General features: G+C 67.3%; 16 protein-coding genes. 5 read left to right on the top strand and 11 right to left on the bottom strand.

Features of this window, described 5'->3' with window-relative positions; all coding sequences use genetic code 11:
* Positions 1-113: 113 nt before the first annotated feature.
* From AC1RU4_RS20265 to AC1RU4_RS20235, 7 genes are read right to left on the bottom strand one after another with little or no spacing between them, the layout of a single operon-like run.
* A complete protein-coding gene (locus tag AC1RU4_RS20265) occupies positions 114-1,649 on the bottom strand; it encodes a hydantoinase/oxoprolinase N-terminal domain-containing protein (RefSeq protein ID WP_492892944.1) in 1,536 nt (511 codons plus the stop codon).
* Positions 1,646-2,728 carry an S-methyl thiohydantoin desulfurase family protein gene (locus AC1RU4_RS20260; RefSeq protein ID WP_492892943.1) on the bottom strand — a complete coding sequence of 361 codons (1,083 nt, stop codon included), beginning with the start codon at positions 2,726-2,728 and terminating at the stop codon, positions 1,646-1,648. Before AC1RU4_RS20260 ends, AC1RU4_RS20265 begins: the two co-directional genes overlap by 4 nt.
* 23 nt (positions 2,729-2,751) lie before the next feature.
* On the bottom strand, positions 2,752-3,834 hold the full coding sequence (locus AC1RU4_RS20255) for an ABC transporter ATP-binding protein (RefSeq protein ID WP_492892942.1): 1,083 nt from the start codon (positions 3,832-3,834) through the stop codon (positions 2,752-2,754).
* Positions 3,835-3,837: 3 nt separating this feature from the next.
* Entirely contained in the window at positions 3,838-4,635 is a 798-nt protein-coding gene (locus tag AC1RU4_RS20250; RefSeq protein ID WP_492892940.1) for an ABC transporter permease, read from the bottom strand.
* Positions 4,632-5,519, bottom strand: coding sequence for an ABC transporter permease (locus tag AC1RU4_RS20245; RefSeq protein ID WP_492892992.1), 888 nt, complete (start codon positions 5,517-5,519; stop codon positions 4,632-4,634). Before AC1RU4_RS20245 ends, AC1RU4_RS20250 begins: the two co-directional genes overlap by 4 nt.
* On the bottom strand, positions 5,519-6,250 hold the full coding sequence (locus AC1RU4_RS20240; RefSeq protein ID WP_492892939.1) for an aspartate/glutamate racemase family protein: 732 nt from the start codon (positions 6,248-6,250) through the stop codon (positions 5,519-5,521). Before AC1RU4_RS20240 ends, AC1RU4_RS20245 begins: the two co-directional genes overlap by 1 nt.
* A 10-nt stretch (positions 6,251-6,260) precedes the next feature.
* Positions 6,261-7,388: an ABC transporter substrate-binding protein gene (locus AC1RU4_RS20235; RefSeq protein WP_492892938.1), complete on the bottom strand. Its 1,128-nt coding sequence runs from the start codon at positions 7,386-7,388 to the stop codon at positions 6,261-6,263.
* Positions 7,389-7,628: 240 nt separating this feature from the next.
* Here AC1RU4_RS20235 and AC1RU4_RS20230 point away from each other — a divergent pair, with 240 nt between their 5' ends.
* On the top strand, positions 7,629-8,594 hold the full coding sequence (locus AC1RU4_RS20230; protein ID WP_492892937.1) for a helix-turn-helix transcriptional regulator: 966 nt from the start codon (positions 7,629-7,631) through the stop codon (positions 8,592-8,594).
* Between the two features lie 188 nt (positions 8,595-8,782).
* On the opposite strand, the gene AC1RU4_RS20225 is transcribed toward AC1RU4_RS20230, so the two are convergent.
* On the bottom strand, positions 8,783-9,769 hold the full coding sequence (locus AC1RU4_RS20225) for an aldo/keto reductase (RefSeq protein ID WP_492892936.1): 987 nt from the start codon (positions 9,767-9,769) through the stop codon (positions 8,783-8,785).
* A gap of 87 nt (positions 9,770-9,856) precedes the next feature.
* On the opposite strand from AC1RU4_RS20225, the gene AC1RU4_RS20220 reads away from it, so the two are divergent.
* Complete coding sequence (locus AC1RU4_RS20220; RefSeq protein WP_492892935.1) at positions 9,857-10,711, top strand: LysR family transcriptional regulator; 855 nt, start codon at positions 9,857-9,859, stop codon at positions 10,709-10,711.
* 123 nt (positions 10,712-10,834) lie between these two features.
* On the opposite strand, the gene AC1RU4_RS20215 is transcribed toward AC1RU4_RS20220, so the two are convergent.
* Complete coding sequence (locus AC1RU4_RS20215) at positions 10,835-11,749, bottom strand: LysR family transcriptional regulator (RefSeq protein ID WP_492892934.1); 915 nt, start codon at positions 11,747-11,749, stop codon at positions 10,835-10,837.
* Positions 11,750-11,893: 144 nt separating this feature from the next.
* Here AC1RU4_RS20215 and AC1RU4_RS20210 point away from each other — a divergent pair, with 144 nt between their 5' ends.
* Together AC1RU4_RS20210 and AC1RU4_RS20205 are read left to right on the top strand one after the other, a co-directional pair.
* Positions 11,894-12,862, top strand: a complete 969-nt coding sequence (locus tag AC1RU4_RS20210; RefSeq protein WP_492892933.1) for an MBL fold metallo-hydrolase — start codon at positions 11,894-11,896, stop codon at positions 12,860-12,862.
* Between the two features lie 55 nt (positions 12,863-12,917).
* The gene (locus tag AC1RU4_RS20205) at positions 12,918-13,604 is read left to right on the top strand and encodes a pyridoxamine 5'-phosphate oxidase family protein (protein ID WP_492892932.1); all 687 of its coding nucleotides are present in this window, start codon (positions 12,918-12,920) and stop codon (positions 13,602-13,604) included.
* A 29-nt stretch (positions 13,605-13,633) separates the two neighbouring features.
* Here AC1RU4_RS20205 and AC1RU4_RS20200 read toward each other — a convergent pair whose 3' ends face one another.
* Entirely contained in the window at positions 13,634-14,974 is a 1,341-nt protein-coding gene (locus tag AC1RU4_RS20200) for a GAF domain-containing protein (protein ID WP_492892931.1), read from the bottom strand.
* Complete coding sequence (locus AC1RU4_RS20195; RefSeq protein ID WP_492892930.1) at positions 14,971-15,444, bottom strand: pyridoxamine 5'-phosphate oxidase family protein; 474 nt, start codon at positions 15,442-15,444, stop codon at positions 14,971-14,973. The genes AC1RU4_RS20200 and AC1RU4_RS20195 overlap by 4 nt, the downstream gene beginning before the upstream one ends.
* A gap of 271 nt (positions 15,445-15,715) precedes the next feature.
* Here AC1RU4_RS20195 and AC1RU4_RS20190 point away from each other — a divergent pair, with 271 nt between their 5' ends.
* Positions 15,716-16,561 carry an arylamine N-acetyltransferase family protein gene (locus AC1RU4_RS20190; protein ID WP_492892928.1) on the top strand — a complete coding sequence of 282 codons (846 nt, stop codon included), beginning with the start codon at positions 15,716-15,718 and terminating at the stop codon, positions 16,559-16,561.
* Positions 16,562-16,665: the final 104 nt, after the last annotated feature.

Raw genomic sequence — 16,665 nt, 5'->3', positions numbered from 1 at the left:
CACTTCGCCGATCGCCTCGGCCAGCCGCGTCGCGCCGGCATTGCCATGGCCGGCATTGCGAGCCAGGCCCTGTCCCTTCCCTGGCTTGCTTCGGCGGATTGCGGCCGGCCCGGCTATCCCGCGAGGTCGCCGATGACGCGCACCCTGACGCGCAGCGGATCGCCGGGAATGTAGGACATCGGCGTGTCCTCCATGTCGAGCACGGCGAGCGTTTCGAGGGCCGCGCCGGCGACGACCGCCTGTTCACGCGCCGCCGCCAGGGTCTCCGCAATCGCCCGCTCGCGCGGCACGCCGTAGAAGATGCGCTCGCTCTCGCCGCTGACCTGCGACATGGCTGCGCCCACCGCGTTGGCGACGCCGGCGTTCTCGACCTTGATGACGGTCGAGACGCCCGGAAGGCTGTCCGGCACCAGGAAGGCCCCGCCGCCCACGGCGATGACCGGCAGATCGCTGGCGCTGGTCTTCATCCGGTCGACGAGATCGGCCAGCCGGCGGTTGATCCAGCTCTTCGCCGCCTCGGTAAGCTCGACCGGCACATCCGCGAGATGGGCCGCGTTCCCGAGCTCGATCAGGCCGTGCCGGACGCCGACATCGGTCAGCGTCAGCGTATCGCCGCCGGCGACGCGGGCCTTCTCGAGCAGGCGGAAGCCCACGCTGTCCGGCCCGATGGCGAAAGGATCGTGACGGACGACCGTGCCGCCGCCGAGCGCGACCGCGACCACGTCGGGCATGCGGAAGAAGGTGCGTACCCCGCCAATATCGACCTGAGTGTTGGCTTGGCGCGGAAAACCGGCCCGCAGCATGCCTGCGTCCGTGGTGGTGCCGCCGACGTCCAGCACGATGGCGTCGGCGAGCCCGGAGAGCAGATGCGCGCCGCGCATGCTGTTGGTCGGGCCGGAGGCGAAGCAGAGCACCGGGAAACGTTCCGCCTCCTCGGCACGCATCACCGTGCCGTCGTTCTGCGTGAGGTAGAGCGGCCCTTTGAGGCCGGATTCGGCGATAGCCTGGCGGAAGGCGGCGACCGTCTGCCGGGCCAGCCCGTGGAGGGCGCTGTTGAGGATGGTCGCGTTCTCGCGTTCGATCAGGCCGATGCGGCCGAGTTCGCTCGAGAGCGTGACCGTCACATCCGGGGCGATCTCGGCGAGGATGGCGGCGGCTTCGGTCTCGCACGCGGCGATGAGCGGAGAGAACACGGCGGTGATCGCCGCCGCGGTGATGCCGCTGTCGCGGATCGCCTCGGCCGCGCGGCGCATACCCTCGCGGTCGAAGGCGACGATGGGGCGCCCGTCGAACTCATGGCCGCCTTCGAGCAGGAAGACGGGCCCCGCCACCGCGCGATGCAGGTCCTGCGGCCAATTGGCCATGGGCTCGATCGACGAGGCCGCGGGCAGGCCGATGCGGATCACCGCGACTCTGGAAAGGCTCCGCCGCTCCACGACCGCATTGGTGAAATGGGTCGTGCCGATCATGACCGCGCGCACATCCGGCATCGCCCCGTCCGCGCTCGCCAGCACATGGGCCAGCGCGTTCTTGACGCCCGCGGTGACGTCCGCGGTCGTCGGGGTCTTGATGGACCGGAGGATGCGGCTGCCGTCGAGCAGCACGGCGTCGGTATTGGTGCCGCCCACGTCGATGCCGATGCGCTTCATGGCGTGAGCTCCTCAAACGGGCGATAGTCGAAGTCGTAGCCGAAGGCCCGCGGGCCTACGACCTTCAACCCCTCGGCGCTGCGCATGATCGGGTCGGCGGCGAGCACGATCACCGCCACGCGCTGGCCGTAGCGGATAACCTCGGCGCCGATCGCCTCGGCGCTTTCCTCGTCGAGCACGGTGATGAGGTCAGGGACCGACGCCACCAGGGTCGCGTCGCGCCGGGCGACCGAGAACTCGTTCTGGAAATCGATGACCAGCTCGTGCCCCTGATGCGCGCCGCTGCCGGCGAACCGCACCGTGCCGCGCACGAAACCGCCCTCGGTGCGCCGCGAGACGTCCTCGACCTTGCCGGTGAAGACGAGCCGGGCATGCGCGCCGCCGACCACCGCCGCGACCGGGTCCGTTCCCGCCGCCCTGGCGTGCTGGATGGACCGGCCGATGACGATGGCGCGTGAGACCGAATTCAGAATGGCATGGGCCTTCACCTCCGCGCCGGAGCGCGGCGCCGCGCAGGTGCCGGCAATGGAGCCGAGCTCGACCACGACGCGGCGGCCGATCCGCTCCACGCGCGTGGCGCTCTCGGCCCGCGGGATCAGAATCTCGTTGTCGCGGATGTCAGCGATGGCGAAGGGAGCTACCTCCAGCCCACGAATGGCGAAGCTCGCCATCTGCGCTTCCGGAAAGGCGCGGCCCATCGTGTCGGCATCCACCACCGGCAGGCCGAGCTCCATCCCGACCAGCATGGCGAAGAAGGCGTTCTCGCCGCCGATCTCGATCGACATGATCGCGTCGAAGGGCTGCCCGGTGTGAGCTTCCATCCGCCGGACGGCGCGGCAGATCGACTGCGGCTCGGGCAGGCGCTCCTTGGTCACCAGCGGCGCACCCATGATGCACACCACCGCCACGCGGGCGTCGTCGGCGAGGTCGTCGGGGTCGATCAGACGGATGCGCCGGCCGCGGCGGTATTCGGCCTGCGCGCACATCAGTTCGAGATGCGGATGGTTGCCTCCGCCCGTCCCGAGCACGCCCGCGCCGATGGCGAGCGCCTCCAGTTCGTCATAGTCGAGTTCACGCATGAAGCTGTTGCCCTTGAAGGGGATCAGGCGTCGACCAGCCAGACGGACTGGCTCGGCCACGAAAAGACGGCGCTCAGGCCCCGCTCGGGCGCGGGCACCGCTGCGCTCTGATGCGCGGTGATGCGCCGCCCGTCCGGCCGGCGCCCCACGATCTGCTGCACCGCACCGGAGAACATGATCTCCTCGACGCGCGCCTCGACGCGGCAGTCATGGCCCTCGGGTGCGGCCCGACCGACGGCGATGGTCTCCGGGCGGACCACCAGCGCGACGCGGGCGGCAGGTGCGCGTCCGCCGCGCTGCGCATCGGACATGGCGAGCGTCAATGGCAGCGCGTCCGCCTCGACCGCGCCATCGGCGCGCAACTGTCCCTCGAACAGGTTGGCGTTGCCGACAAAGTCGGCGACGAACCGCGTAGCCGGGCGCCGGTACAGGTTTTCCGGCGTGTCGAACTGCTCGAGCGCGCCGCCATTCATCACCGCGATCCGGTCGGAGAGGGTAAGCGCCTCTTCCTGGTCGTGCGTGACTGCGACGAAGGTGAGGCCGAGGTCGCGATGGATGGTCTTCAGCTCCGCCTGCATCTGCTTGCGCAGCTTGAGGTCGAGCGCGCCGAGCGGCTCATCGAGCAGCAGCACGGCCGGGCGCACGATCAGCGCCCGCCCGAGCGCCACGCGCTGGGCCTGGCCGCCGGAGATCTGGCTCACGCGCCGGTCGCCGAAGCCCTTGAGGTTGACCAGCTCCAGCATGGCCTCGACCCGCCGCGCGATCTCGGCCCTGTCCACCTTGCGCATGCGCAGGCCGAAGGCGAGATTCTGCGCCACGGTCCGGTGCGGGAACAGGGCGTAATCCTGGAACACCATCGCCGTGTCGCGCTCGTAAGGAGCCGCTCGGACCACCGATGCGCCATCGATCAGCACGTCGCCGGAGGTCGGGGTGACGAAGCCGGATATCATGCGCAACAGCGTGGACTTGCCGCAGCCCGAGGGGCCGAGGATGGTGACGAAGGCGCCGCGCGGGATTTCCATCGAAATCTCGCGCACGGCCACCGAGGCACCATAGACCTTGCTGACGGCCCGCAGTTCCACGGCGTTGGGGGGAAGGTCAGTCATCGGTCACGGCTCGCTTTCGCGCCGGCTTTGGCCGAGGATCCAGATCTGGGCGGAGACGCTGACGGCAAGCGTCACCAGGATCACCACGGCGGAGAGCGCGTAGATCTTGGGGGAAATGACCTGCCGCAGCGAGGTCCAGATGGCGATGGGCAGCGTTTCGGTGAAACCCGCGAGGAACCACGCCACGACGAACTCGCCGAAGGCATCGGTGAAGGCGAGCAGCAGCACGGCGATCAGGGCCGGCGCAATCAACGGCAGCACGACTTCGCGAAAGGTGGCGAACTCGTTCGCGCCGAGATTCATCGCGGCCTCGATATAGCTGCGCCGGAAGCCGAGAAAGCGCGAGTAGAGCATCAGCGTGGCGTAGCTCGACGTCATCGTCGTATGGGCGAGGACGATCGCCGGCTGGCCGATGAGATCCGGCGCGGCGCGGAACAGCACGGTGAGGCCGAGCCCCAGCACGAGTTGCGGCAGCACCACCGGCCCCAGCACCAGGCAGAGCACGAGCGACTTCATGCGCACCGGCCGCCAGGCGAGAACCATGGCGGCGGGCATGGCGAGCGCGGTCGAGAGCACCGCGGCCAGCAGCGCGAGCCGGATGCTGGTCAGAAGCGAGCCGACGAGCCTGCCGTCGCCGAGGCCCGCGGCGAACCAGTCCGTCGTGAAGGCGTCGAGCGGAAGGCCGGGAATCGCCTTCGCGTCGAAGGCGAAGAGCACGATCACCACGATCGGCAGGTAGAGAAAGGCGTAGAGCAGGGCCGAATAGGCCGGCAGCGCCCAGCCGAAGGACAGGCGGTTCATGAGCCTGCCTCCCCGCTCGCGCGCCGGATCCACTTCATCGACAGCGCCAGCACCGCGAAGACCAGCGCGAGCAGCACGACGGCCATGGCGGCGCCGCTCGGCCAGCCGAGCCGGCGCTGGAACTCGTCCTGGATGACCTGCGAGAACATCAGCTGCTTGCCGCCGCCGAGCAGCGCCGGCGTCACGAACTCACCGAGCCCAAAGACGAAGCAGAAGACCGCGCCGACCACCAGCCCTGGCGCCGAGAGCGGCAGGATCACCTCGAAGAAGGTGCGGGCGGGGCTCGCGTTGAGGTCCATCGCCGCGTCGATCCAGCTGTCGTGAATGTTGCTGATGGAGGCGTAGAGCGGCAGCACGTAGAGCGGCAGATAGGCGTAGATGAGCCCGATGGCCGTCGAAACCGGGGAATAGAGCAGGAAGCTCAATGGCTCGTCGGTCAGGCCCAGCGCCATCGCCACCTGGTTGATCACCCCGCGCTCGCCGAGCAGCAGCCGCCAGGCGGCGATCCGCATGACGATGCTGACCCAGAACGGCGCGATCGCCGCCACCAGCAGCAGCCCCCGCCAGCGGCCGGCCTTCTTGGCGATGAAGTAGGCGACGGGATAGGCGAGGATCGCGCAGGCGACGGTGACGAACGCCGCGGTTTCCACCGAGAGACACAGCGCGCGCCAGATCGCCGGCCGCGCGAAGATGGCCGCGTAATTGTCGAAGGTGAAATCGGGGATCAGGCGGTAGTTCTTGCTGCGCCAGACGCTGAGCCCGAGGATCAACCCGACCGGCACGACGAAGAAGACGATCTGCCACAGCACCAATGGCAGCAGCCCGGCGGTCGGCAGGACCGCCGCGAGGGACGGCCGCCGCCGTACGGTGCCACGCGCTGCCATCACGCGAACGCGTATTCGTCGCGGGCGAAGGCCGGCGTGGGATAGGCCAGCTTCGAGGGACTGAGCCCCGTCGCCACCATGGCGCGCGCGAAATGCAGCGCCACCTTGCCGGGGTCGATCACCGGGATGGATACGCCGAAATGGCGGTGCAGCGCTTCTTCCACCGCCTGCGCCATGTCGAAGCCGGTGCCCGTGCAGCCCATGACGAAAGCCTCCGCGCCATCGCGCTCCACCGCGTCGATGCTCTCGGCGATGATATGGTCGAGGCAGCTTTCGTCCAGCGCCAGCACGCCGGCGCCGGCGGCCCGCACCGAGGCGAGGTTGCGCTCCAGCCCGTAGCGCGCGACCACCCTGCGGATCAGCGGAAACAGCGGTTTCTCGGTGATGAACACAGTGAAGCGGCTCGAGAGCATCGCCGCCATGTGCAGCGAGGCTTCACCCTCGCCGACGATGGGGATGGAGACCAGCTCACGCGCTCCCGACAGGCCGGGATCGGTGAAGCAGGCGATGGTGCAGGCATCCACCCCGTCCGCCTCGGCCTCGCGGGCGAGCCGCATCACTTCCGGCGCGGCAAGCGCCGAGTCGAACTCCGCCTCGATGGAGGCCGTGCCGCGCTTCAGCGGGACGGCGGAGATCTCCACGCCCGTGCCGGCAAAGGAGCGGTACTCGGCCTCGGCCTTGCCCACCAGCTCCTTGGAGTCCAGCACCGGGACGATCACGCGTATATGCATGGGCGTCGCCTCAGCCCATCTTGAAGGTCTGCCAGGCATCGGCCCAGGCGTTCTCGTCCACCGGCGCCAGGCTCATCTGGCAGTTGGCGACCCACTCTTCCATCTTGTCGAGACCGAGCGCTTTCACCTGCTCGGGGGTGAGGAGGTCCTTCACCTTGGCATTGGTGACGGCGAACTTGTCCGCTCCCCAGGCCATCTGCTTCATCGCCTTGGCGCTGGTCATGTAGTCGATATAGGCCATCGCCGAAGCGAGGTGCTCGGTGCCGCGCACGATCTGCAGCGTCTCCATCCACATGGCGCCACCCTGCTTGGGGATGGAGAGCTCGACATCCGCGCCGTTGAGGCGGGCGGTGGTGCGCACATTGTCGCTGGAGGAGCCCCACACCATCCACGCCTCACGGTTGGTGAGGTCGGACTTCACCGTGCCCATGTCGGCCTGGAGCGCGCGCATGTTGGGCCGGAAGGCAACCATCCTGTCGAGGATCTTCTGCAGTGTCGGGCCGGTCGCTTCCTCCGGCTTGTCGAGACCGATCCACTTGCCGGTCATCCAGAGATAGAGCTCCGGCCAGTCGATGATCTCCACGCGCCCCTTGAGCGCGGGGTCCCAGGCAAGCTCGGCATCGGCCGCCGCCGCGGCGGAGATCTTGTCCGGCCAGTAGACGAAGCCGTTCACGCCGAAGCGGGTCGGGATGCTGTAGACCTTGCCGTCGACGATCGTCTCCGGCCGGTTGCGGAAGGCGGGCAGCGTCTCGTCGAGCGAGGAGAGCTTCGCGGTATCGATCGGGAGCGTCAGGCCGGCGGCGGCGAACTTCGCCGTCCACACCGCATCGGGGTTGATGACGTCGAACTTGGTCGTGCCGGCCTGCACGAGGCTTAGCTGGGCACCGTTGCTCTCGGCTTCCTTGATGTTGAGCTCGACGCCGGTCAGCTCGGTGAAGCCGCGCATCAGCTCGGGGTCGTTGTAGCCTGCCCAGGCCAGCACGTTGAGCGGGCCGGTCATCTTGGTGTCACCGGCATAGGCCGGCCTGGAGACATCGACCTGCGCCGCAATGGTCGCGAACATCGCTGCCTGCGCGCCGAAGCGCAGCACGTCGCGGCGGCTGGGTGAAACATGGGTGAGCACGCGAGACCCGGACATGCGACCATTCCCTCTTGGAGCGGGGGAAAACTACCACCGCGGTTCATCGCCGACGTATAAGTCCGGGCGTGGCGGTTCTTCCATAGTGACTGCAGTCACCGGTTCGCTGACGCCCCCGCACGGCGCTGGCACGGTTTCTGCTTCGACGGCCGATCGCAGCGGTAGGGAAACGGGATCGTCATGGGACGTCAGGGACGGGGGCACGCTCTTCCGGCCGGCTTCGGCAGGGACTTGGCGCGCGTGCTCTCCCGCATCGGCCGCGACGATTTCTACGAGACCGTGATCGATGCCGTCGCGCCGCTGATCCCCTGCGATTTCTGGATCATGGCCCGTTACGAGACGGCGGCCAAGCCGCGGATCATCTCCGAATCCGGCATGGCCCCGCGGGCCAAGTCCGCCTACACGGACAAGCTCTGGCCGCTCGATCCGCTCTCGCGCATACCCCTCGCCGGCGATGGCCACCGCGCCATCAGCCTGAGGACGCTCTGCGCCGACGGCCCGCTCGATCGCAGCTATGCCCGCTATCTCGACGTCGATCTCGGCATCGTGGACGAACTGGCGCTGTTGCTGCCGCTGAACGAGCGCAGCTTCCTCGCCCTGTGCCTCGACCGGCACCGCGAGGCCTTCGATGAGGACGAACTGCGCCTGGCCTCCGAGATGCTCGACATCCTGCTGGAGATGCACCGCCAGCATGTCACGCGTTCGGTCGAGCGACAGGTCGCACGCACCGCCGGCCTCTCCGGCGGCGTGCCGGCGGAAATCCTGATCCTCACCGCGGGCGGAGCCTGCCTCTTCCAGTCCGAAGGCTGGGCGGAGGCCGCGCGGCAGGCCTTCGACCGCCCGACGCTACCGGGCCATCTGGCGTGGTCGGAGCGACATGTCATCCCCGCCAATGGCGGGTGGTGTCTGTTCCGGCCGGCCAGCGACGGGGCTGACGCTCTGCTGCACGACGCCCAGATCCTGGTGTTGCGCAAGGAGCCGCAGGATTTCCGCAGCCGGCTCGACCGGCTGGCGCGGCTCTACGGCCTGACCGAGCGGCAGAAGCAGATCGTGCAGCTGTCCTTCGAGGGCCACCACAACGCGTCGATCGCCCGGCAGCTCGACATTTCCGTCGGCGGCGTGAAGAACCACAAGCTGCGCATCTACGACAAGCTCGACATCACCAGCGAACGCGAACTGCTGCCCGCTTTTCTGATGAGTCTATGACGGTTGAGCCTGTGACGGCGGCATAGCGCATCGAGGCCGGGGCTCGAGGGGAGGCTGCCGTCCGTGCAGAGCGACCCGACGTGTCTGGTCCGGACCAAAGCTTGGGCGTCCCTGTGGGTGGACGGTTCAGCTCCGTTTCAACGCTTCGATGGGCGTCTTGCGTCCAGGCACGCGCCGTTGCCACCCAGCTACCTGGCGCGTGGCGGGCCTTCGGGAGGGCGTTGCAGGATGGTCTCGATCTCTTCCATTACGAAGGACGGCAAGGGGCCATGGTCCAGCGCTGCCGCATTCTCGACGGCCTGGCGAACCGTCTTTGCGCCGGGGATTGGCAGGATTCCGGGGCCTTTCGCCAGCAGCCAGCCCAGCGCGCCCTGAGCGAGCGTCCGGCCCCCGACGGTGAGGAGATTTCGGACGGCCTCCATCTGCCGGGCGAGCTCCGCGCGCGGGCGCCCGGCGTCGAAATAGCCCTGCCAATCTGGCGGGCCGGAGCGAATATCGTCCTTCGGCACTGAACGGCCGTCGCCGAACTTGCCTGTCAGCAGGCCCATTCCGAGGGGCGAGCGGATCAGCTGGGTCAGGCCATGTTCGGTGGCCATCCGGCACAGGGACGGCGCGTCGAAGAAGAGGTTCATCGAGTGCTGGACGGTGGTGAAGCCTGGCCGCCGCGCCATCGCCTCGACGCTTGCCGGGAAGTCCGTGCTCCAGCCATAGCTGCCAATGGCCCCCGTAGCGACCAATGCTTCCAACGTGTCGAAGGCAGGCTCGGCGTCCTCGATCGGCAGGTCGTTGAGGTGCAGCAGCATGACGTCGATATGATCGCGGCCGAGCCGTGCAAGGCTCTGCTCCACCGACCGGCGCACATAGGCGGGATCGAAGCGCGGGCCGGTCATCTGCCGTGACACAGGATCGATCGAATGGCCGAACTTCGAGACGATGATTGCCTCGCTGCGCCCGGCCAGTGCTTCGCCGAGAAGCTGTTCCGAATGGCCGGCACCATAGACCGCCGAGGTGTCGAATATCCTGATCCCGCCATCCCAGGCGGCATGGATGGTGCGAACGGATTCGGCATCGTCCGCACCGGAATATCCGGCCGCGATGTCGCCGAACCAGAACGGGCCGCCTATGGCCCAGCAGCCCATTCCGATGCGCGGCGCCGATTGCAGTCTTGATGTCATCTTCTTCGCAGCTCCATTCTTGCTCGCCCGCGAAGATGCGGCGATCCCGACGGCCGCAGCAGTCGCCGGGAATGAAGGGCCCCGTTCATGGATGAAACGACACTCGACTGGTCCGACCTCAGGATCTTTCTGGCGGTTGCGCGCGCAGGCGGGCTCGCGGCGGCTGCAAAGGCGATCGGACAGAGTCCGGCAACTCTGGGACGTCATATCCTCAACCTGGAGCGCGAAGTCGGCGAGGAACTGTTCCGTCGGCTGCCGGGTGGGTATGAGCTGACGGATGCGGGACAAAGGCGCCTCACGCAGGTGCAGGCGGTGGAAGATCGCATCCTCGACATGGTGCGCGATCGCCCCGGACACGATGCGCAATTGCCCATCCGCATCTCCGCCGGCACGTGGATGACGTGGTTCCTGGTCCGCCACATCGCGGAACTGGGCGTTGAGGGCCGCTTCCTCGTCTTCAGCGCGACGGAGGAGCGCCACAATATCGGACGGCGTGAAACCCTGATCGGCATTCGCAACCAGCGCCCGTCCGAACCTGGGCTCGCGGTGCGGCGAACGGCGACGGTGACCTTTGCGCCCTATGCCCGAGGCGAGGGAACGGCGGGCGAGGATTGGATCGCCTGCATGGTCGACACACCCTCGGCGCGCTGGGTGCGCAACAACCGGCGCGAGCGCATCCGCATCGAGGTCTCGCACCCGCGTTCGCTCCTCGATCTTGCACTGGCCGGCGCGGGGCAGGTCGTGCTGCCCTGTTTCGTCGGCGATACGCAGGACGAACTCGTACGCACCGGCCCCGTCATCAACGAGCTGTCCCACGAGCAATGGCTGGTCGTGCATGGCGAGGACCGGCATCGAACCGGCGTGCGCGAGACGATCGATGCCATCGCCCGCCTCATTGCCGCGAAGCGCGGGCAGTTCGCTCCGGTCGAGGACGCTTCATAGTGCGGCCACGCGCCTGCCAGGATTCACGTTTCGCGCCTGAGCGGACGTTGGATGGCGCCTGGAAAATGGACGTGAGTGAAGGCGACGTAGGGCAGTTATGGATTGTCGCCGCTCAGGCGAGCCTTACAGCCCTTCTGCATGGAGCCCGGCCAGCCGGGCCCGCAGGCGCGGCACAGTCCAATCCAGGAAACACCTGACTTTCAGCGGCAGCATGTCGGCCTGCGAGTAGATGAGGTTGACGGGCAGCGGCTCCGGCGCGAAATCCGGCAGGAGGACCTGCAGTTGCCCCGCCCGCAACTCATCGGCCACCTGGTAGGACAGCACGCGAATGAGCCCGAGATCGGCCAAGGCAGCCTGGATGGCCGCCTCCGTCGTGTTGACGGACAGTTTTGGACGCGGTTCGACGGCGAAGGCCGGGCTGTCCCGTCGATAACGCCACTCCGGTGCGGTAGCGAAGCCCTGGAAGCTGATACCGTCGTGCTGGGCGAGATCCTCCGGTCGGCGCGGTGCGCCTCGCCGGGCGAGGTAGGCAGGGCTGGCGCAGATGACGCGGCGTACCGCGCCCACACGTGTCGCAATCAGCGAGCTGTCCACCAGATGCCCGATGCGCAGGGCAACATCGATGTGCTCGTCCGCCAGGCTGACCTGCCGATCGGCCAGCGTAAGCCGCAAGTTGATCTCGGGCTGCTCCGCGAGGAAGCCCAGCGCGATGGGTAGCAGATGGCGCTGCCCGAAGGCGATCGGCGCGGTGACATGCAGCCCGCCACGAAGCGCGCCGTATTCGCCGGCGGCCTCCCGCTCAGCCGCCTCCAGATCCTCAAGAATCCGCCGGGAGGCGGCGACAAAGGCACGGCCCGCATCGGTCAGGGCGAGCCCACGGCTGGTGCGTAGGACCAGCCGGGTGCCCAGATGCTTTTCGAGCTCGGACACCTTGCGGCTGACGGTGGCGAGCGGGGCGCGCAGGTGCCGCGCGCCGGCTGAAAGACTGCCCGCCTCGACAACGGCCAGCAGCACCGACATCGCCTCGAACCGGTCCATTATGCCTTCCGATATTTGAGAGGATATATCCCGGAATCGCAGAGTACTGCGTCCAGGATGGATGTCCTAACTCTACGTCCAGACGGGTGGGACCGGTCCAGAGGACGTGTTCTCAGTCGCGCCAGTAATCAGACGGAGGACGTCATGCCTCAACTCTCCCGCCGTGCCTTTGCGAGCGGCCTTCCTCTCGGCCTTATCGGGGTCGGCCTCTCGTCTTTCACCGCCCCGGCCCCGAGCGTCGCGGCGAGTTCCGTCACGACCCGCGTGACGCCGCTGGCGCAGATTGGAATCGGCCGCTTCACCGTGACGGCGCTCACGGATGGCTATGCGGACATGCCCTACACCTACTTTCCGGGCCGCGCGGCCGCACAGGTCGAACAGGCCGCGGCGGCGCAGTTCGTTGCGCGGCCGAGCGGTGTCCGGTTCGTGTTCAACCAGTATTTGATCGAGGATGGTGATCGCAGAATCCTTCTCGATACCGGGCCGGCCGGCTCGATCGGGCAGACGGGCGCGCTGCCGCAGGCGCTTGCTGCAATCGGGCTGCGGCGCGACCAGATCGACGCGGTAATCGTGACACACATGCACGAAGACCACATGGGCGGGCTGGTCGTCGGCGGGCAGAACAACTATCCCAATGCCGACCTGTATATCGACCGCCGCGACATCACCCACTGGACAGATCCCGCAAAGCGCAGCGGTGCCCCTGACTATCTGCAGAACAGCTTTCGAATGGCGACCGAAGTCGTGCGCCTCTATCCACGGCTACAGGCCATTGACGGCCAACGCGAGATCGCGCGCGGCATCTCCATCGTCGATCTGACCGGCCATACGCCCGGCCATATCGGCGTGCGGATCGAGGATGCCGGTCAGAGCCTCATCATGGTGTCCGACATGCTCTTTCCGGTGGTGCATCCGGGCGCGACCGACGTAGGCTTCCTGTTCGAGCAGGACCGCGCGGCGGCACAGGCGATGCGGGACCGCTTTTTTCCCCTAGCCGCTTCGGAAGGCGCGCTGATCGCCGCGACGCATATGCCCTTCCCGGGGCTCGGCCGCGTCGTCTCCGACCGGGGGCAGTTGCGCTGGCAGGTGGCGGACTGGGCCTTGCAGACCTGAAGGGACGCTGCGGAACGGACCGCCGGGCTGACGGCGGCGAAGCTATGGCGGGCACATGCGCAACAGATATCTCGAGATCACTTCGACACCCTCCGTGACGGCCGCGCAGCAGCACTATGGCAGCGCGGCCCAGTGGGCGCGCATGGACGAGCGCCCAGCCGTGGACGAGGCAGCCCACAACCACCGCCTTGGTGCCGTCGAGCGAGAGTTCATCGCCGCGCGCGACGGCTTCTATCTGGCCAGCGTCTCCGAGACCGGCTGGCCTTATGTCCAGTACCGGGGCGGGCCGGCCGGTTTTCTGAAGGCCGTCGACGACGAGACGCTGGGCTTTGCGGATTTCCGAGGCAACCGGCAGTACATCACGACAGGCAATGTCCAGGCGAATGACCGCGTGTCGCTGTTCATGATGGACTACGCGCATCGGCAGCGCCTGAAGATCCTTGGCCGCATGCGCGTCATCGATGCGGTGGACGACCCTGCACTAAGGGAGCGGTTGGCGGTGCCGGCCTATGCAGGGCGCATCGAGCGCCTCGTCCTGATCGCGGTCGAGGCTTTCGATTGGAACTGCCCGCAGCATATCACGCCGCGCTTTACCCAGGCTGAGTTGGAGACGGCGCTCGCCCCCGTACGCGAAGAACTTGCGGCCCTGCGGCGGGAGAATGAGCGCCTGCGGCGCGAGGTGCATTCTCGGGAGCCCCGGCAACGCGATGACCCGGAAAACTCTGCCCAACCCGCTGACTGAACTGCCGGCGCGCGACCGGCTCCGTCCGGCTATTCCCGTGCGGCGTCGAGCGTGAGCGGTCCTCTCGCCTCCAGGCGAACGCGGCCTCGGCCGATTCGAACGATCTGGATCGGGGCCTGCTTTTCTTCGAGCCGGCGGCGCAGGAGCAATAACCGGGTTTCGAGATTGTCCTTGATCTCGGGCGTCCGGCTGCCCAGGGCCAGCCGCATCTCCCGATTGGTGAACACCTCGCGTCCATCCTTGAGGTGCCATTGGAGCATCAGGCGAAGCAGCGCGCCGGCAACGCCTTTTACGATATAGGTGCCGTCGACGAATACACTGTCGTCGACGCGGTGATGGACGACGGGGATCTCCCGGCCGTCGGAGGCGAGCCGGGGAGTGGGCAGAACCTGCTCCGGCTGGGCTGCCGCTGCTGCCTGTTCGCTGACCCGCAAGGCGCTGGCGGCCTGTCCCGCCAGGATTTCGAGGGCCGCCTCGTCCTCCTCGCGGAAGGCCAATCGCTCCGTGCTTTCAATGAACAGCACCCCGGTCACGACGCCGCGCGCGACCATGGGGATGGCGATTTGGCTCATCGCCATTGGCAATTGCGGGAAGGGAACGACGCGCGTGGCGTTTTCCGACGCCTCCACCTCCATGCCGATCGCCTCTCCGAAGCGTCGCACGCGGCTCATATCGTTGACCTTGATCGCCTGCCCGCTCGCGGCTGCCGCGCCGACCAGCCCCTCGCCGCCAGCGATTTCCGATCCCAGTCCCGAGCGCTCGTAGCCGATGCTGCCGGTCGTGACCAAGCAGCCGCGATGGCCGTCGCGGAGCAGCACGAGCGCGTTTCGATATCCAAGCACGCGCCGGACACCGGAAAGCAGGTTATCGATGATCTCGTCCGCCTCCGCCTGCCGCTCGATCGCCCGCATCGCCTCGGAAAGGGCCGGCAGGCTGACGGGATCGCGGCCGGGCGCGGGCGCGGTCTCCACCGGGCAGGGCACCCTCTCGATCCGGTGCACCCGGAAAATGTCGGCGCTCCGCAGTCGCATGACCTCCGACATGCCCACCTGCGCGCTGCTCGCCTTGAGCTGGAGCGCGATCTTGTCGAACAAAGGGCCGGTATCGACGGAGCGCACGAATTCGATGCTGAGCAGGAACTGGTCGCCCGTGAAGCCGTCGACCAGGATCAGCGTGACGTGGGTATTGGCGCGTATGTTCGCCGCCGTCTTGGCGAAGAACTGGTTGGAGAGCGCGACATGATCTTCGTCGACCCGTACCACGTGTGAGAGGTAGGAGATATTGGGCATCCCATCGGCCGAGGCGGTGGCGATGATGGAGGGAATGACACCTTCGAAACAGGCGGAAAGGTCGGAAAGGCGAAGGCTCATTGCGATCTCGCGCCGGTCCGCATGCCGGCGAGCGGGCCGGGCGTCTGGATGTAGATTTCGCTGACGACGATCCGGGTGACCCGTGCCTCGCGGGCGGTCAGCCAAGGCGAGATGATGTGCCGGGGCACGCCGAGGGATTCGAGTTCATCCGTCGCTGCCGTTATGAAGCGCGCCGCACGATCGAGGTGATGCGCGCCTGTGTCCTGCAAGGTGGCGATCCCCTTGAGCTGGAAGCTGACATAGTCCGAAGGGCTGACGAAGGTGGCGGCGATCCGCCCTGTCTGCCGGATGTCGGATTCCAGGCGCGGCCACTGCCAGGCGGAGAAGATGACGTCGATCGTCTCCCTGTCTTCCAGCACGTCAAAGCCGACGCCGCGCCCCGCAGATGGGCGCCCGGCCGCGTCGGCCCCGGCGATGATGCACATCAACGGCCGCTTGAAAAACTCGAGAAGCTTGTCGTCGAGCCGCACCGCCGTCCCCATCGCCCGCCATAAGTCTGCTTAGCAAACTTTTAGGATATCCGGCACGCCTTGCACATTCATTTAGGAACGCCCGCTTTCTGAGCGCGCTATAGAGACGCCGCACCGGTCGGACGGTGTGGAGAGCAAATAAAACCAACTATTGGTGGATGCACCCCACTCGGCCGTGCCGGCTACCACAACGTCGCCGGGTCCGGCGGCAAGTCATTTTGAAACACAGCATCGAGAATTCAACAACGGTTCAACCTTAGGAGGCCGAAGGATGACGCACGCGCCCGCAAACGAAAACGACATGACCCTGACTGCTGACCAGATCGAGGCTTACCTCGCAAGGGTTGGCATGGAGCGGCCAGGTTCCCTCGACATACGCAGCCTGTCAAAACTTCACCGCGCTCACCTTATGGCCTTCACGTGGGAGGCGCTGGACGCCTTCATGGGATGGCCGGCCTCGATTACCCCGGCATCCGCCTTCACCAAGATGGTGGAAGGTCGGCGCGGTGGCTGGTGCTACGAGATGAACGGCCTCTTCGGTGCCGCGCTCGCGGCGCTCGGCTTCCGGGTAACCCGTCTGTGCGGCGGGGTCGACCGAGAAAAGCTTGGCGACCTCGCCATCGGCAACCACCTGACGCTGCGCGTGGATCTCGACCGTCCCTATCTTGCCGAGGTCGGCGCCGCGGATGCCATCGTCGAGCCGGTGCCGCTTGCCGTCGGGCCGATCCGCCAGCGCGGTTTCGACTTTTCGATCACACCGGTGGAGGGCGGCTGGCTGCGCTTCAACAACCATGTTCGCGGCATTGCGAAAAGCGTCGATTTCCGACCCGACTACAGTGACGAGGCCACCATGGCGGCAACGCATGGCTGGCTGATGCAGGATCCCGGCTCGCCGTTCACCAACGCGCTCGCCGTCCTGCGGCATACGACGGACGGCTATGTCGCCCTGCGGAACGATTGCCTGCGCCGCGTGACGGCGAACAGCCTGAGCGAGCAGAGCATCACCAGCGCCGACCATCTCGCCGACACGTTCGAGACCGTTTTCAAGCTCGACGTTCCCCAGCCTCGACACGTCTGGGACAGGATCCAGGCCACGAGCCGCGACAAGGCCGCCTGAACCGGGGCGCGCGTTCGCGCTGCGGGACCCTATCAGGCCCCGCTGCATCTGCGACCTGGGCGAACCGGAGGCCGCCCCTCCGGGCGGCCTAGGACGACGAGGTG

It is taken from the genome of Ancylobacter sp. GW821-FHT10E12, assembly GCF_058809335.1.
The sequence above is the reverse complement of the archived record's forward strand: the minus strand, read 5'-3'. Positions and strand labels throughout refer to the sequence as shown.

Bases quoted from the DNA above. Each gene is read 5' to 3' on its own strand.
- AC1RU4_RS20265 (WP_492892944.1), bottom strand. From the start codon at position 1,649: ATGAAGCGCATCGGCATCGACGTGGGCGGCACCAATACCGACGCCGTG.
- AC1RU4_RS20260 (WP_492892943.1), bottom strand. From the start codon at position 2,728: ATGCGTGAACTCGACTATGACGAACTGGAGGCGCTCGCCATCGGCGCG.
- AC1RU4_RS20255 (WP_492892942.1), bottom strand. From the start codon at position 3,834: ATGACTGACCTTCCCCCCAACGCCGTGGAACTGCGGGCCGTCAGCAAG.
- AC1RU4_RS20250 (WP_492892940.1), bottom strand. From the start codon at position 4,635: ATGAACCGCCTGTCCTTCGGCTGGGCGCTGCCGGCCTATTCGGCCCTG.
- AC1RU4_RS20245 (WP_492892992.1), bottom strand. From the start codon at position 5,519: ATGGCAGCGCGTGGCACCGTACGGCGGCGGCCGTCCCTCGCGGCGGTC.
- AC1RU4_RS20240 (WP_492892939.1), bottom strand. From the start codon at position 6,250: ATGCATATACGCGTGATCGTCCCGGTGCTGGACTCCAAGGAGCTGGTG.
- AC1RU4_RS20235 (WP_492892938.1), bottom strand. From the start codon at position 7,388: ATGTCCGGGTCTCGCGTGCTCACCCATGTTTCACCCAGCCGCCGCGAC.
- AC1RU4_RS20225 (WP_492892936.1), bottom strand. From the start codon at position 9,769: ATGACATCAAGACTGCAATCGGCGCCGCGCATCGGAATGGGCTGCTGG.
- AC1RU4_RS20220 (WP_492892935.1), top strand. From the start codon at position 9,857: ATGGATGAAACGACACTCGACTGGTCCGACCTCAGGATCTTTCTGGCG.
- AC1RU4_RS20215 (WP_492892934.1), bottom strand. From the start codon at position 11,749: ATGGACCGGTTCGAGGCGATGTCGGTGCTGCTGGCCGTTGTCGAGGCG.
- AC1RU4_RS20210 (WP_492892933.1), top strand. From the start codon at position 11,894: ATGCCTCAACTCTCCCGCCGTGCCTTTGCGAGCGGCCTTCCTCTCGGC.
- AC1RU4_RS20205 (WP_492892932.1), top strand. From the start codon at position 12,918: ATGCGCAACAGATATCTCGAGATCACTTCGACACCCTCCGTGACGGCC.
- AC1RU4_RS20200 (WP_492892931.1), bottom strand. From the start codon at position 14,974: ATGAGCCTTCGCCTTTCCGACCTTTCCGCCTGTTTCGAAGGTGTCATT.
- AC1RU4_RS20190 (WP_492892928.1), top strand. From the start codon at position 15,716: ATGACGCACGCGCCCGCAAACGAAAACGACATGACCCTGACTGCTGAC.